The organism is Musicola paradisiaca NCPPB 2511 (genome assembly GCF_000400505.1).
GTDB classification, from domain to species: Bacteria; Pseudomonadota; Gammaproteobacteria; order Enterobacterales; family Enterobacteriaceae; genus Musicola; species Musicola paradisiaca.
Map to the genome: position 1 here is coordinate 2282366 of NZ_CM001857.1, position 15239 is coordinate 2297604.

Below are 15239 nucleotides of genomic sequence, written 5' to 3' on the forward strand. Positions count from 1 at the left end.
TGTACGCTGACAGCTTCATAGCAAAGAAAAACGCAGGTTGGTGGCGCTTCTCCCTATCGCGGGCGGAGTGATTACGCATAGCCATTGACTGACATGCCAAACATCCCAAGCCCGCCAAGAGCGGGTTTTTTTATGGGTAAAAAACGGATAAACACCATGCAAACACCACAACCTGAACTTGAATTGCTGCGCGCCGAGGCGGAGTACCGCAACGACCCCAGCGCCACGTTCCACCAGCTTTGCGGATCGCGACCCGCCACGCTGTTGCTGGAATCCGCAGAAATCGACAGCAAACAAAACCTGCAAAGCCTGCTGATTGTCGACAGCGCTTTGCGTATCACCGCGCTGGGGCAACAGGTGTCCATTCAGGCGTTGACCGCCAATGGCGCCGCGCTGTTGCCGCTGCTGGATCAGGCATTGCCGCCAGAGACCATCGTCGAAGCCCGCCCTAATAGCCGCGAGCTGACTTTCCCTCCGGTGGATAGCTTGCAGGACGAAGACAGCCGCCTGCGCTCACTGTCAGTATTCGACGCACTGCGCCAATTACTGACGCTGGTGAAATGCCCGGGCAGCGAACGGGAAGCCATGTTTTTCGGCGGACTGTTCGCCTACGATTTGGTCGCCGGTTTTGAAAACCTGCCTGCGCTGACGCAACAGCAACGTTGCCCGGATTACTGTTTTTATCTGGCGGAAATCCTGCTGGTGGTCGACCATCAACAGCGCGCCACTCACCTGCAAGCCAGCCTGTTTACACAAGACGCCGCCGAGCGTCAGCGTCTGCAGCAACGGATAGAACAATTACAACATCAGCTACGCCAGCCGGCACCGGCGCTGCCCAGCCAGACCGTAGCCAGCATGTCGCTGAGCTGTAATCAAAGCGACGAAGATTACGGCGCCGTCGTCCGCCAGATGCAACAAGCCATCCGCATCGGCGAAATTTTCCAGGTCGTGCCGTCACGCCGCTTCTCGTTACCGTGCCCGTCGCCGCTTTCCGCCTATCAAACGCTCAAAGACAACAATCCCAGTCCTTACATGTTCTACATGCAGGATCAGGATTTCACGCTGTTCGGCGCATCGCCGGAGAGCTCGCTCAAATACGATGCGCAAAACCGCCAGATCGAAATCTATCCCATTGCAGGAACCCGGCCGCGCGGTCGGCGGGCGGATGGCTCGCTGGATCGCGATCTGGATAGCCGCATCGAGTTGGAAATGCGCACCGACCATAAAGAACTGGCGGAGCATCTGATGCTGGTCGATCTGGCGCGTAACGATCTGGCGCGTATTTGTGAGCCGGGCAGCCGCTATGTGGCAGATCTGACCAAAGTCGACCGTTACTCATTCGTGATGCATCTGGTGTCGCGCGTGGTGGGTACCTTACGTGCCGATCTGGACGTCCTGCACGCTTATCGCGCCTGCATGAATATGGGCACCCTGAGCGGCGCGCCCAAGGTTCGCGCCATGCAGCTCATCGCCGACAGTGAAAAAACCCGACGCGGCAGCTACGGCGGCGCGGTCGGCTACTTCACCGCCCGCGGCGATCTCGACACCTGCATCGTTATCCGCTCCGCCTATGTCGAGGATGGCATCGCCACGGTTCAGGCCGGCGCTGGCGTGGTATTGGACTCCAACCCGCAGGCGGAAGCCGATGAAACCCGCAATAAAGCCCGTGCGGTACTGCGCGCCATCGCCAGTGCCCACCATGCCAGGGAGGTCTTCTGATGGCCGACATTCTGTTACTCGATAATATCGACTCCTTTACCTATAACCTGGTCGATCAGTTACGCGCCAGCGGGCACCGTGTCGTGGTATACCGCAACCAGTTGCCGACCGACACCATCATCGCGCGGCTGCAGCACATGGAAAATCCGGTGCTGATGCTCTCCCCCGGCCCGGGAACGCCGTCTGAAGCCGGGTGCATGCCCGAGTTGCTGCGCCGCCTGCGCGGACAGTTGCCGATCATCGGCATCTGCCTCGGGCATCAGGCCATCGTGGAAACCTACGGCGGGCATGTCGGCCAGGCAGGAGAAATTCTGCACGGCAAGGCATCCAGCATTCAGCATGACGGCCAGGGGATGTTCGATGGTCTGCCCAATCCGCTACCGGTCGCCCGTTACCATTCACTGGTCGGCAGCGACATCCCCGCTGAACTGACCATCAATGCCAGTTTCAATGGCATGGTGATGGCAGTTCGTCATGACGAACATCGGGTATGCGGTTTCCAGTTCCACCCGGAATCCATTCTGACGACCCACGGTGCACGCCTGCTCGACCAAACGCTGGCCTGGGCGCTGGCTTAAATAAGGACGCTCTTATGCAAAATACCCTGGAAAAGCTGTATCGCGCCGAAACGCTCAGCAAACAAGAAAGCCACCACTTGTTCAGCGCGATCATTCATGGCGAACTGGAGCCCACACAGTTAGCCGCTGCGCTGATCAGCATGAAGGTGCGCGGTGAACACCCGGACGAAATCGCCGGTGCCGCCAGCGCGCTGTTGGAAGACGCCAAACCGTTTCCGCGTCCGGACTATCCGTTTGCCGATATTGTCGGCACCGGCGGCGACGGCTCCAACAGCATCAACATCTCAACGGCCAGCGCGTTCGTTGCGGCAGCCTGCGGTCTCAACGTCGCCAAGCACGGCAATCGCGGCGTCTCAAGCCGTTCCGGCTCGTCGGATCTATTGGCGGCTTTCGGCATCAAACTGGATATGCCGGCCGAAACAGCGCGTCAGGCGCTGGATGACCTTGGGGTCTGCTTTCTGTTCGCCCCGCAGTACCACACGGGGTTCCGCCATGCCATGCCGGTTCGCCAGCAGTTGAAAACCCGCACTGTTTTCAACGTACTGGGCCCGTTGATTAACCCGGCTCGTCCACCGCTGGCGCTGATCGGCGTTTATAGCCCGACGCTGGTGCAACCGATCGCCGAAACGCTGCGTGTACTGGGGTATCAGCGTGCGGCCGTGGTACACGGCGGCGGTATGGATGAGGTGGCCATTCATGCGCCGACCCAGGTGGCCGAACTGCGCGACGGTCACATTGAAAACTACACCCTGACACATCGTGATTTCGGGCTGGACAGCTTCTCGCTGGATGCACTGCGCGGCGGCGCTCCGGAAGAAAACCGTGATATTCTGGCGCGCTTGCTGCAGGGTAAGGGTCAACCGGCCCACAACGCCGCAGTCGCCGCCAACGTCGCACTGCTGCTAAAACTGTTCGGCAACGAGAACCTGCAGCATAACGCGCAGCAGGCGTTAGAAGTCATTCACAGCGGCCGGGCCTATCAGCGAGTATTGGATCTGGCCGCCAGAGGATAAGCGAGAAATGCAGGAAACCGTACTCACCAGAATCGTGCGCGATAAAGCGCAATGGCTCGCCGAGCGGCAGCAAAAGCAGCCGCTGGAAAGCATTCAGTCACAGATTGTTCCCAGCACGCGCAACTTTTATCAGGCGTTGCGGCAGACCAGCCCGGCATTCATTCTGGAATGTAAAAAGGCGTCGCCTTCCAAAGGGTTGATCCGTGCTGATTTTGATCCGGTCGCCATCGCCAGGTTTTACCAGGACTACGCCTCCGCCATTTCCGTACTGACGGACGAAAAATATTTTCAAGGCGATTTCGCGTTTCTGCCCAAGGTCAGCGCGGCTGTGCCGCAACCGGTACTGTGCAAAGATTTCATTATTTCGCCCTACCAGATTTATCTGGCGCGTTATTACCAGGCCGATGCCATCCTGCTGATGCTGTCCGTGCTGGATGACAATAGCTACCGCCAGCTCGCCGCCGTCGCGCACAGTCTGAACATGGGGATTTTGACAGAGGTCAGCAACGAGGAGGAACTGGCGCGCGCCATTGCACTGGAGGCGCGTGTGGTGGGTATCAATAACCGCGATTTGCGCGATCTCTCCATCGACCTCAACCGCACCCGCACGCTGGCGCCGCAGTTGCCTGCCGATGTCACCGTCATCAGCGAGTCCGGTATCAGCCGGTACGCCCAGATACAAGCACTCAGTCAGTATGCGAACGGCTTTTTGATCGGCAGTTCCCTGATGGCGGAAGATGACCTGACATTGGCGGTACGCCGCGTCGTGCTGGGCGACAACAAGGTCTGCGGGCTAACGCGCCCGGAAGATGCGGCAACGGCCTTTCAGGCTGGCGCGGTATACGGCGGGCTGATTTTTGTCGCCGGCTCGCCACGTCATGTGACAACGTCACAAGCGCAAAGCATCATGGCGGCGGCGCCTCTGCGCTACGTCGGCGTTTTCCGCCAGGCGACCGTGACCGACATCGTCACCACCGCCACCGACCTGCAGCTTGACGTCGTACAGCTGCATGGCGACGAAGATGCGGCATTCATCGCCGCGCTGCGTCAGCAACTGCCCGAACGGTGCCGAATTTGGAAGGCATTGAGCGTCGGCGCCGGGTTGCCGCCGTTGACGATGCCACACGTAGATCGCGTTCTACTCGATAATGCGCAAGGCGGCAGCGGACGCACTTTCGACTGGTCACTGCTTGACGGCCATTCGCTGGATCGCGTGATGGTGGCAGGCGGTCTCTCACCGGAAAATACGCCAGCGGCAGCACTGCTGGGTGCCGCGGGGCTGGATTTTAATTCCGGCGTAGAACAGCAACCCGGAGTCAAGGATCCACAAAAAATCGCCGCAGTATTTCGCACGTTGCGCCAGGCGCAGCGGCACCGTACTTCACTGATATAACGAGAACAGGTTGATCATGACATTACTTAATCCTTATTTTGGCGAGTTTGGTGGTCAGTACGTACCACAAATCCTGATGCCCGCCCTGCGTCAGTTGGAAGAAGCCTTTGTCAGCGCCCGTCGCGACCCGGCATTCCAGCAAGAATTTAATGACTTATTGAAAAATTATGCGGGCCGCCCCACCGCGCTCACGCTCTGTAAGAACCTGACCGCCGGCACCCGCACCCGGCTCTACCTGAAACGAGAAGATTTGCTGCACGGCGGCGCGCATAAAACCAACCAGGTACTCGGTCAGGCGTTGCTGGCGAAACGCATGGGCAAAACCGAAATCATCGCGGAAACCGGCGCAGGTCAGCATGGGGTTGCAACAGCACTGGCCTGTGCGCTGATGGGCCTGAAATGTCGGATTTACATGGGCGCCAAAGACGTGGAGCGGCAATCGCCGAACGTGTTTCGCATGCGGCTGATGGGGGCCGAAGTCATACCGGTGCATAGCGGTTCTTCCACATTGAAAGATGCCTGCAACGAAGCGTTACGCGACTGGTCCGGCAGCTATGAACAGGCTCATTATCTGCTGGGTACTGCGGCCGGCCCGCATCCCTTTCCAACTATTGTGCGTGAATTCCAACGCATGATTGGCGAAGAGACCAAAGCGCAAGTGCGTGAAAAAGAAGGCCGGTTGCCGGATGCCGTGCTGGCCTGTGTAGGCGGCGGCTCCAATGCCATCGGTATGTTCGCCGACTTTATCGATGAACCCTCCGTGCGTTTAATAGGTGTGGAACCTGCCGGGCTGGGCATTGAAACCGGTCAACATGGCGCCCCTTTGAAGCATGGCCGGGTCGGCATCTACTTTGGTATGAAGTCGCCCATGATGCAGACGGAAGACGGCCAGATCGAAGAGTCCTACTCCATCTCCGCCGGGCTGGATTTCCCCTCCGTAGGGCCGCAACACGCTTATCTGAACAGCATTGGCCGGGCGGATTATGTATCTATTACCGACGATGAAGCGTTGAGCGCTTTTCGCGAACTCTCCCGCCATGAAGGGATCATCCCTGCGCTGGAATCATCGCACGCGCTGGCTCACGCACTGAAAATGATTAAGGCTGAACCGGAGAAAGAACAAATTCTGGTGGTTAACCTGTCTGGCCGCGGTGATAAAGACATTTTTACGGTTCACGATATTCTGAAATCCCGGGGAGAAATCTAATGGAACGTTACCACGCGCTGTTCAAACGTCTGGCGGACAAACAGGAAGGCGCTTTTGTCCCCTTCGTAACGCTGGGCGACCCCTCCCCTGAACTTTCATTACGCATTGTTGACACACTGGTGGCTGCCGGTGCCGACGCGCTGGAACTGGGGATCCCGTTTTCCGATCCGCTGGCGGATGGCCCGACGATCCAGAATGCGACTCTGCGGGCCTTTGCTGCGGGTGTCACGCCTGGCGTCTGTTTTGAAATGCTGGCCGCCATTCGACAGAAATACCCTGATCTGCCGATTGGGCTGCTGATGTACGCTAATTTAGTGTTCAGCAATGGCATTGATGCGTTTTATCAACGCTGCGCGGCCACCGGCGTAGATTCCGTTCTCGTGGCCGACGTGCCGATTGAAGAATCAGCGCCGTTTCGTCACGCGGCGATGCGCCACGGCATCGCGCCGATCTTCATCTGCCCGCCGAATGCCGATGACGATTTACTGCGAGAACTCGCCTCTCACGGGCGCGGCTACACCTATCTGCTCTCCCGAGCCGGTGTAACCGGCACGGAAACACGGGCGCAATTGCCATTACATCATCTGCTGGAAAAACTGCAGGAATACCATGCAGCACCGCCGTTGCAAGGCTTTGGCATCTCTGAACCTGGGCAGGTTCGTCAGGTGCTGGACGCTGGCGCCGCAGGGGCGATTTCCGGTTCGGCCATTGTCAACATCATTGAGCAGTATCATGCCCAACCGGAAGATATGCTGCAGCGCCTGGCTGATTTCGTCAGCCAGATGAAAGCCGCCACGCTTCCTCGCTAGACCCGGTTCCTCTCATTCATCCAGATCTTTCTCATCCCGGCCATTCGGCCGGGAATTTCCGCTTTATCTACGTTCATCGATGTCCTTTCACCAAGGTACTTTTATCAAGGTACTTTCATCATGCCTCGTGATGAGTTCTGTCCATTTCTGATTGTCCATATCTTTCATTTTTGTTTCAAAGAAATTAAAATTCACAATTGTGATTTTTTTAAGAAAAATGAAAAATCAACAAAATTAAATACAAAATAAATAAATCAATTTTTTTGATATTAAAATATAAAATATTTGTAATTTTAAATTTCAATTTATCAACAAAGACACAAAATTAAATCACCACATAATTGAAACGGTGTTTTAATGCTAAGCATATATTTTTACTATGGTAAATAGACACAAATCACATAAATGAAATGGTTTTTCATTTTTTAAATATGGAGATCTTGTGCACATATTTGTAAGTGAATACAAATAAAATTGAATTGTGTGACGGTTCTGAGGTCACGCAATCTTAAAAAATAAATGAGTGTCACTGAGGGTTATAACAATGAAATTTAAAATTTTGACGATGATGGTAGCTTCTCTGGTCAGCATGAGTTCAATGGCTGTAACAATCGATTACCGCCATGAAATGAAGGATACCCCTAAAGCTGATCACAGGGATCGTTTGCTAATTTCTCATCGTTTTGACAATGGCTTCGGCTTGTCTTCCGAAGCTTCATGGAAGAATGGCGCGTCTACAAGCCAAACTACCCCCAACAAACCCTATAATGAGATGGTCAGCAATGAAACTGAAGTCATTGCCAGCTACCTGTACAACGTTAACAAGACCTTTTCGCTGGAATCTGGTTTGTCTTATGTAACCAGTTCTACCAGCGCCAATTACCGTCCTTATGTTCGTGCGAAAGCGAATGTCATCAGCGACCTGACCATGTCTCTGCGTTATCGCCCGTACTTTAAGCGTTATAGCAGCAATATTGGTGTTAGTGGAAAGGACACCAGTGAATCCGGGTATGCGATTACCGGAAACATCGATTACACCTTCCTGAAGGATTACACCATTGGCTATGAGCTGGAATATGCCAAGACAAACAAGGCAGGCGTGAGCTATTACCGTTACGACAATGACAGCGATAACTTCGACCATAACGTGAAGCTGTCTTACAAATGGGATAAAAACTGGAAGCCTTACATGGAAGTGGGCAATGTGGCGCAAGATGGTACCAGCGATCATCGCCAGACCCGCTATCGTGTCGGTGTACAATATAACTTCTGATAATACCCGGCATATTTAGCCGGATACTATCGGTAAAAGATATCGGTAAAAGAAAGACCCGTGTAAAAGAAAAGGCGGAATAATCATTCCGCCTTTTTGCTATTTAAATTCACCGATGTCGACACCGCATTTATTATTACGATCACAATCGGTTCGCCATTAGCATAACAAGTTATCAACACTGCTTGCTAACAGCGAAAATAGCTTATCTCTTTACCCCATGATCTGACGATCAGAATTTATAACCGAATCCAAACATAAATACCCAGGGATCCAGACGTGTTTTAATACTCTGCTCCGAATCACCCGCTTTGAATTTAACGGTGGTGTCGATATCCATCCACCATACTGACATATTCAACAACCAGTTTTTATTCAGGTTGTAATCCAACCCAGCCTGGGCTGCTACCCCCCACGAGCTTTTCAGACTCAGGTCGCTCAACCCGGCATTCTCCCCGGTCTGATTAAATTTCTCACCAAAGAATGTGGTGTAGTTAACGCCAAGCCCCAAATAAGGACGCAGCTTATCCGCGCTCTGTCCGAAATAATACTGAGCCATCAGCGTCGGCGGCAGATGTTTGACTTCGGCGATAGTGCCAACACTTCCCACACCGACCTTGTGTTTGAAAGGTGTCGCCGCCAGTAATTCAACCCCGATATTATCGGTAGCCATATAACCGAGCGTCAGCCCTAATTGGGTATTGTCGTTAACATTGAAGGATCCCAGCCCTAACACATTATCTGAGCTTTCCATCGGATGTACCGTTGCCGTCCCCGCACGAACAATTACATCCCCAGCCTGATGAGCCTGCGCCAGAGTTGGCAGTAAAGCTGCCGCCATCAGTACCAAAGAGGTCTTTTTCATTACCCACTCCTTTTATAAGGTTAATGTTCCGGCGAACTATACCCACCCAGGGGTATTTTTATTTGAAGCAAGATCACAGAGCGACACAATTTTTACCCATTTATGGCATTACTCAAATCACAATAACTCTTCAAAAAACAAATAATTGATTCAGATCAAAATCGGTGCCAATAGGCATTATGTGCGCATATCATTCACCCATAACGGCATGACGGCGCATTCGGGAGTACATTTTTTATTTACACGTGATGCAAACCAATAATGGATGATGGATTAACCAATCATGAGTAGAAGCGTAAATCCCTGTATGCAATGTGGCGCTTGCTGCGGTTATTTTCGTGTTTCGTTTTACTGGTCGGAAGCCACTGATGGCGGCGGGTGCGTTCCTGTCGAATTGACGCAGCAAGTTCCCCCGTTTCTACGCTGTATGGAAGGTACCCACTGCCGGCAACCGCATTGCATCGCTCTGGAGGGGGAGATCGGTCACGCCGTCCGCTGCCGCATTTATGAACAGCGCCCGAGCCCGTGTCGCGAATTCAGTCAGTCTGGTGAGCAAGGCCGGGCCTACCCGGCCTGCGATCGCGCCCGAGCGTATTACGGCCTACCACCGTTAACGCAGGAAACATTACCGGATGCCATGACATAAAACAGAGTAAAAATAGCCAGATATCGATCATCACTGGCGGGGTGCCACACATGGACGAACAGGTTACAATAGCGCGGTATTTTGTTGCCAACCCTCCAAGGAGTCTTCATGCCTATCACGGCCAGCAGGTTGTACCGTGACACCCTGAACTTTACCCGTAACCAGTTTCTCAGCATTCTTCTGTTGTCTTTGTTGACCGCCTTCATCGCCGTTTTTCTCGGATATGCGTTTATGCCCGGTAGCGAACAGTTGCAGATGCTCAGCAACAGCAATATCGATCTTTCGGCGATTGAACGTCCGGATATCGGCGACATCATTCAGCAGATGTCCCCGGAACAACAGTGGGTGTTGCTCCGGGCTTCCGCTGCGGGAACATTTTCCTCCTTGCTGGGTAACGCCGTTTTGACGGGCGCCATGCTGATCCTGCTGCATATTGTTTCCGCCGGACAACACACCAGCGCGCTGCGAGCCATTAGCGCATCCGTTCCGTTTCTGCCCCGCCTTTTCGGCCTGATGCTGGTCTGCACGCTGTTGATACAGTTGGGTATGTTGTTGCTGGTGGTTCCTGGCATCCTGTTAGCCATCGCATTCAGCCTGTCGCCCATCATCGCCGTCACGGAAAAAAGTGGGGTCTTCGCGTCAATGCGCGCCAGTAGCAAACTGGCTTTCGCGCACTTCCGTCTGACCACGCCGGCGATCATTCTGTGGTTGCTGGTTAAAGTGGCTGTGCTGATGTTGATAGCCAGATTGCCAACGATGTCGCCGACAGCCATGGCGATTATCCTGAACGGCATAAGTAACCTGTTATCCGCGATGCTGCTGGTTTATTTATTTCGTCTTTATATGCTGATCCGGTCATAAATAGCGCATACCCAGGCCTGACAGGTGGTGACAATCTGTTGACCAAGGTAATTTTCTGCAAATTGTTATGATTAATCGGGAATCCGACGGTATAAACAGCGATAATCAGCGCTTACTGAGATCGCTCGCCGCCACACCGGTGGCGAGATAATGATGCAAGATCAGGCAACGGATAGATGTAATGAAGCAACTTATTGATTTTATTCCACTTGTCGTGTTTTTTGTTGTTTATAAACTCTACGACATCTATGTCGCCTCTGGTGCTCTGGTGGCGGCGACAGCAGTCGCGTTAATCCTGAGCTGGGCGATCTATCGCAAAATCGAGAAAATGATGCTGCTCACCTTCATCATGGTGGCCATTTTTGGCAGCCTGACGCTGATTTTCCATAACGATCAGTTCATTAAATGGAAGGTGACTATTATTTACACGCTGTTTTCCGCCGCGTTGTTATTCAGCCAGTTCATTATGAAAAAACCCTTGATCCAGCAAATGCTTGGCAAGGAGCTCATGCTCCCGCTGCAGGTCTGGTCCCGGCTGAACGTCTCCTGGGCGATGTTCTTCCTGCTTTGCGGAATGGCCAATATCTATATCGCTTTCTGGCTACCGCAAAGTATCTGGGTCGATTTCAAAGTATTTGGCCTGACTGGTATGACGCTGGTATTTACTCTACTGTGTGGTATCTACATTTATCGCCACCTCCCTGTCGAACAGGAAAAGGCGAAAAGTGAAAGCGATAAATAACCACCCTGTTTTGACATGGGATTTTTTTACTCACAACCAGGTTCATTAATCTTATGAGCAAACAAGACGTATTCCCTCATGGAGAGCTGGTGTTGCGCACGTTGGCGATGCCAGCAGATACCAATGCGAACGGCGATATTTTTGGCGGATGGCTGATGTCTCAGATGGACATCGGCGGCGCCATACTGGCGAAAGAGATTGCTGAAGGCCGGGTAGTGACCGTCAAAGTAGACGAAATGACTTTTCTCAAACCTGTTGCGGTGGGTGATGTCGTCTGCTGCTACGCCCGTTGCGTCCGTACCGGGCGGACATCAATGAGTGTCAATGTGGAAGTGTGGGTAAAAAAGGTGTCATCCGACCCCATCGGGCATCGTTATCGTGCAACAGAAGCACTGTTTACGTATGTCGCGATAGATGAGGACGGGAAACCACGGGAACTGCCCGAAGGTAAAAGTCATTTTACACCGCTGTGATAATGGCTCCCTTTTAGACGAAAAAGGCGCCTGTGGGCGCCTTTTTAGGTTGTTGAACCGGCGCGCTATTCCATCGCAGCGCCGCCGTTGATTCTGAAAACGATCGTCACCACCAGCCCGGTCGCGGGTTTATTTTCTTCATAACGCCACTTGCGCATCGCCTGTTTGATATCGCGTTCGAACATATTTCGTGGTTCGGCAGACAAAATTTGAACATTATCAACGCGACCGCTCGAATCCACATCAAACTGAACTCTGACTTTACCCTCAATGCGCAATGCAAACGCCCGCGCCGGATACTCCGGTTGCGCACGGCTTAACGGACGCGGCCCGGAAGGCTGAGGATTAGGCGGCGGCGCCTGATGAACCGGCGCCGTATTCTGCACGACGGGTTGCGTCGGCGCCGGTGTCGACGTTTGGGGCGTTTCTTTGGGTGGCTCGACTTTTTTAACCGGCTTCGGTTTTGGCTTAGGTTGAGGTTTGGGCTCCGGTAGTGGTACAGGCACAGGTTTTGGCAACGGCGGCGGTTCCGGCTTAACCTCCGGCTCCAGCTCCGGCGGCGGCTCGGGTACTTTTTCCGGCACCGGTTGCGGCGCCGGCGCGGCCTCTTCCGGCGCGACATTGACCATCATCACCTTCATTGGCGGCGTTTCCGCCGGAATTTGTACAGAATTCAGGAATGATGCGTATAACAGCCCGGCAATCAGCGAACCGTGAATACCCACGGAAACCAGCAATGGCCATGAATAACGCCGAGTCAGGAAAAAAGTTTTTTGCGGCATAGTGGTATAGTGTCCTCTCTCGCCGCGATTTTAAATGCAAATAGCAATCATATTCAATACCAAATTGGCGATTAACCCGCTCACAAGATCATGATTCCCTAGCCAGATCAAGGTAATGGCGCATCAGGGATTGTGCTTCCATGACCACTGAGTATGATGAAACGGTCGTACCATTCATTATTCTTCCTAGTATGAGGTTTAGCATGCTGTACGTTATTTATGCCACTGATGTGCCGGACACACTGGCTCAGCGCCTTGAAGCCAGGCCCGCGCACCTTGCCCGCCTGCAAACCCTGCGCGATCAGGGCCGTTTACTGACCGCCGGCCCGCTACCCGCCGTTGACAGCGAGGATCCAGGTTCTGCCGGTTTCACTGGCTCCGTGGTCATCGCTGAATTCGCTTCGCTGCCGGAAGCTCAACGTTGGGCTGACGCTGATCCTTACATTGCCGCTGGAGTATATGCGTCTGTTGTGATCAAACCGTTCAAAAAGGTATTTTAATACCTTGTTTTAAAGAAACTTTCAGCATCACATAGACCCAACAAGCATAAATAAAAAGGACACATCATCAATGGTGTCCTTCACTCCTACCCTCAAATCGCCGTCCGTATTTTCCCCTCAAGATCATCCGCGGTATCCCAAATGATGGCACCGTCATCCATCGCGCCGTCAAGGAATCGGCGGGTTTCCCATCAGATGACTTCCACTGAAATATTTCAGTCATTTGTCAGTGTTATGTTGGCCGCAATTTCGCTTCAGAGGGTCATTATTATGTCGATACGTCCCCATTTTCTTCGCCGATGCCGTCAGTACCGTCTGAGTTTTCTGTCCGGTTTGCTACTGATTATCGGGCTCTTTTCCCTGCTGCAATTACTATCGGTAGGGATGATCTCAAGAACCATGATCGAACTGCGGCAGGACAATGCCGCCAATGAAATACTGAGGCAACAACAAGCATTGATGGATCAGGCTCGCATGGAAGCCATGAATGCCAGTGACAAACTTAACCGCGCCGGCATCTATCTGATGTTTGATAAAACTACCGGCTCCGTCGGCAGTTGGAACAGTTTGATGAGCGAAGCCGAAGCATCGCTGAAACGCTCGCAAGAGTATTACCAACGGCTCGGCGGTCTTTCGGCTGCGGATACCGCCTCTCCCGCTTTCACCGAACTGCGCAACAGCTACCAACAGTTGTACAACGGTTTGGCGGAATTGGCGGACGGCATTAAAAAACCAACGATACCGATATTTTTTTCGCCATTCCCATTCAGGCGTATCAAACGCTGTTCACGCAAAAGTACGCCCGTTATCTGCAGGAAAATGATGCCCGCTTGACACAACATACCCAAAGCCTGATTAGTCGGCTCGATGCCACCCAGACCATGTTCATTACTATTCTGGGGTTATTGCTGTGTATCTCGCTGATCGTCTGGATTGGCGTCAGTCGAGTGATTATTCGTCCCCTCAAACGCATCACTGAACATTTACAACTGATTGCCGCAGGCGATTTGTCTCACGATATCGGCGTCGAAAAGCGCACCACCCGCGAGATAGATCAGTTGAATCAAAGCGTCATTCAGATGCAAGGCGGTCTGGTCGCGCTGATAAGCCAGGTACGCCGGGGAATGGAAACCATGATGAACAACGTCAATGATGTGGCGACCGATAACCAGACCCTGTCATTACAGGCGCAGAAGCAATCTCAGGAACTGAAAGTCACCACCGAGCACATCATGCAGCTCAGCCAGCATCTGGAACAGAACGCTCGCTATACCCAGCAAGCTGGCCATCATGCCGGTGAAACCAGCCATATCGCCGAACAGGGCGAAACCATGATGAACGACGTTCGCCAGGCGATGACCGCCATCTCCGGGCGCAGTAAAGAGATGACTGAAGTCATCACTCTGATCGAAAACGTGGCATTCCAGACGCACATTTTGTCGTTGAATGCTTCTATTGAAGCGGCTCGGGCCGGCGAACTTGGCCGTGGATTCGCGGTTGTAGCACGGGAAGTGGGCTCTCTGGCTTCACAAAGCAGCCATTCCGCCCAAAACATCAATACGCTGATACGTGAATCCAATAACAGCGTGACGACGGGCTCCCGGCTGGTAGAACGCCTCAATGACAGTCTGCAGGAAATCATTCAGGCATCCCGAGGTACCAGTACCTTCCTGAATGAGATTACCGATATTTCACTGCAGCAGAACGACAGCATCCATGAAGTCACCGGCCGGATACGCACACTGAATGAAACCGTTATGCAGAATGCGCTACAGGTAGAAGCGTCCGCCGAGACCTTTAACCATTTGCTGGCACAGGCGGAGCAATTGAACATATCGGTCGCACAATTCAGATTGCCGAAACAACTGCAGGACGGTGATACAGACCAGCCCTCACTATCCGATGTCACGCCGTTACCGGCTGACGCCGGCGATTACGGCAAACCGGCATCCTACCAAGGTTCTCGCTGGGTGTCGGTTTCCGCACCACAGGTAGAAGTGGCAAGTTAATTGTTTTAGGCCTGGGCGGGGTTGCCATTCATCGTATTAACAGCGAGATGGCCCCCGCGGGTACCATCACCACTCGTAGACAACCGCATAGAGATGGGAACGACGATGCAGTTTTTCCTGCAACAAACGGATATGACGGATATGGCGATAACTGCGGGATTGCGCTTCCAACCAACGGGCCCGACGGCGCTGAACCTGGCGCAACATACGCCAACGGCTGACTTCATTGCGACTGCGTTTCATAGCTGACTCTTGTGATTAAAATCGTGATTATAACGACGTGCGCCGCCATTATATCCCCTTGCTTCTGACCGCCAAACCATCCAAAGCGGAATTTCTCTCGATAGACGTCGCTATTTTATTCAGCCA

13 protein-coding genes, 2 pseudogenes and 1 other annotated feature are annotated in these 15239 nt (G+C 53.1%); of the genes and pseudogenes, 12 read left to right on the top strand and 3 right to left on the bottom strand.

Features of this window, described 5'->3' with window-relative positions; genetic code table 11:
• The first annotated feature begins 32 nt into the window (after nucleotides 1-32).
• Nucleotides 33-134, top strand: a sequence feature (Trp leader region).
• 22 nt (nucleotides 135-156) lie between these two features.
• The 6 genes and pseudogenes from DPA2511_RS09960 (at nucleotide 157) to DPA2511_RS09995 (ending at nucleotide 7992) form a co-directional block, all read left to right on the top strand.
• The gene (locus DPA2511_RS09960) at nucleotides 157-1719 is read left to right on the top strand and encodes an anthranilate synthase component 1 (RefSeq protein ID WP_012765539.1); all 1563 of its coding nucleotides are present in this window, start codon (nucleotides 157-159) and stop codon (nucleotides 1717-1719) included.
• Nucleotides 1719-3310: pseudogene (gene trpD, locus DPA2511_RS23905) on the top strand (bifunctional anthranilate synthase glutamate amidotransferase component TrpG/anthranilate phosphoribosyltransferase TrpD). The gene DPA2511_RS09960 and the pseudogene trpD overlap by 1 nt, the downstream one beginning before the upstream one ends.
• A 7-nt stretch (nucleotides 3311-3317) precedes the next feature.
• On the top strand, nucleotides 3318-4703 hold the full coding sequence (gene trpCF / locus DPA2511_RS09975) for a bifunctional indole-3-glycerol-phosphate synthase TrpC/phosphoribosylanthranilate isomerase TrpF (protein WP_012765542.1): 1386 nt from the start codon (nucleotides 3318-3320) through the stop codon (nucleotides 4701-4703).
• A gap of 13 nt (nucleotides 4704-4716) precedes the next feature.
• On the top strand, nucleotides 4717-5910 hold the full coding sequence (trpB, locus tag DPA2511_RS09980) for a tryptophan synthase subunit beta (protein WP_194250225.1): 1194 nt from the start codon (nucleotides 4717-4719) through the stop codon (nucleotides 5908-5910).
• Complete coding sequence (gene trpA / locus DPA2511_RS09985) at nucleotides 5910-6719, top strand: tryptophan synthase subunit alpha (RefSeq protein ID WP_012765544.1); 810 nt, start codon at nucleotides 5910-5912, stop codon at nucleotides 6717-6719. Before trpB ends, trpA begins: the two co-directional genes overlap by 1 nt.
• A 544-nt stretch (nucleotides 6720-7263) precedes the next feature.
• Complete coding sequence (locus tag DPA2511_RS09995) at nucleotides 7264-7992, top strand: oligogalacturonate-specific porin KdgM family protein (protein ID WP_012765545.1); 729 nt, start codon at nucleotides 7264-7266, stop codon at nucleotides 7990-7992.
• 232 nt (nucleotides 7993-8224) lie between these two features.
• Here DPA2511_RS09995 and ompW read toward each other — a convergent pair whose 3' ends face one another.
• The gene (ompW, locus tag DPA2511_RS10000) at nucleotides 8225-8857 is read right to left on the bottom strand and encodes an outer membrane protein OmpW (protein WP_012765546.1); all 633 of its coding nucleotides are present in this window, start codon (nucleotides 8855-8857) and stop codon (nucleotides 8225-8227) included.
• A 283-nt stretch (nucleotides 8858-9140) separates the two neighbouring features.
• Between ompW and DPA2511_RS10005 the strand changes: the two genes are divergently transcribed.
• From DPA2511_RS10005 to yciA, 4 genes are all read left to right on the top strand, one after another.
• Nucleotides 9141-9503: a YkgJ family cysteine cluster protein gene (locus DPA2511_RS10005; protein WP_012765547.1), complete on the top strand. Its 363-nt coding sequence runs from the start codon at nucleotides 9141-9143 to the stop codon at nucleotides 9501-9503.
• Between the two features lie 108 nt (nucleotides 9504-9611).
• Nucleotides 9612-10364 carry a YciC family protein gene (locus DPA2511_RS10010; RefSeq protein ID WP_012765548.1) on the top strand — a complete coding sequence of 251 codons (753 nt, stop codon included), beginning with the start codon at nucleotides 9612-9614 and terminating at the stop codon, nucleotides 10362-10364.
• Between the two features lie 181 nt (nucleotides 10365-10545).
• Nucleotides 10546-11106, top strand: coding sequence for a septation protein A (locus tag DPA2511_RS10015; protein ID WP_012765549.1), 561 nt, complete (start codon nucleotides 10546-10548; stop codon nucleotides 11104-11106).
• A gap of 53 nt (nucleotides 11107-11159) precedes the next feature.
• Nucleotides 11160-11579 carry an acyl-CoA thioester hydrolase YciA gene (yciA, locus tag DPA2511_RS10020; RefSeq protein WP_012765550.1) on the top strand — a complete coding sequence of 140 codons (420 nt, stop codon included), beginning with the start codon at nucleotides 11160-11162 and terminating at the stop codon, nucleotides 11577-11579.
• Nucleotides 11580-11644: 65 nt separating this feature from the next.
• Here yciA and tonB read toward each other — a convergent pair whose 3' ends face one another.
• Nucleotides 11645-12361 carry a TonB system transport protein TonB gene (tonB, locus tag DPA2511_RS10025; protein WP_012765551.1) on the bottom strand — a complete coding sequence of 239 codons (717 nt, stop codon included), beginning with the start codon at nucleotides 12359-12361 and terminating at the stop codon, nucleotides 11645-11647.
• A 203-nt stretch (nucleotides 12362-12564) separates the two neighbouring features.
• On the opposite strand from tonB, the gene DPA2511_RS10030 reads away from it, so the two are divergent.
• Together DPA2511_RS10030 and DPA2511_RS21515 are read left to right on the top strand one after the other, a co-directional pair.
• Nucleotides 12565-12861, top strand: coding sequence for a YciI family protein (locus tag DPA2511_RS10030; protein ID WP_012765552.1), 297 nt, complete (start codon nucleotides 12565-12567; stop codon nucleotides 12859-12861).
• 270 nt (nucleotides 12862-13131) lie between these two features.
• Nucleotides 13132-14870 (top strand): annotated as a pseudogene (locus DPA2511_RS21515) (methyl-accepting chemotaxis protein).
• 66 nt (nucleotides 14871-14936) lie between these two features.
• Here DPA2511_RS21515 and DPA2511_RS23435 read toward each other — a convergent pair.
• Nucleotides 14937-15113 carry a YciY family protein gene (locus tag DPA2511_RS23435; protein WP_012765554.1) on the bottom strand — a complete coding sequence of 59 codons (177 nt, stop codon included), beginning with the start codon at nucleotides 15111-15113 and terminating at the stop codon, nucleotides 14937-14939.
• Nucleotides 15114-15239 lie beyond the last annotated feature (126 nt).